General features: G+C 49.8%; 1 protein-coding gene. It reads right to left on the minus strand.

The features are described 5' to 3' along the window. A partial coding sequence (locus AB4585_RS27550) for an efflux RND transporter permease subunit (protein WP_372171934.1) occupies nt 1-422 on the minus strand: 422 nt, incomplete at both ends.

The raw sequence follows: 422 nt of genomic DNA on the forward strand, positions 1-422 counted from the left end.
AATCAAGATTGCGTTCTTCGCGGCGAGAGCTATGAGTAGAACCAAGCCTATCTGCGCGTACAGGTTCAGAGGTAGTCCCGCTAGGTTCAGCGCTAAGAACGAGCCTAAGGTTGCGATAGGCACCACTAGGATGATCGCAATCGGAATAGTCCAACTCTCATACTGAGCCACCATGAATAGGTAGATAAAGATCAGAGCCAACGCAAACGCGTAGATTGCCTGATTACCTGCCAATTTTTCTTGGTATGCCATGCCAGTCCACTCGTACTGGTAGCCTTGAGGTAGCATTTCTTCTGCAACGCGCTCCATTGCTGCAATAGCATCACCACTAGAGAAGCCTGGTGCTGGTTGGCCTTGAATAACCGCAGAGCGATACATGTTATAGCGCCAAGCGACATCTGGCTCAAACACCTGTTCATGAG

The organism is Vibrio sp. 10N.222.49.C9 (assembly GCF_041474985.1).
GTDB lineage: Bacteria > Pseudomonadota > Gammaproteobacteria > Enterobacterales > Vibrionaceae > Vibrio > Vibrio crassostreae_C.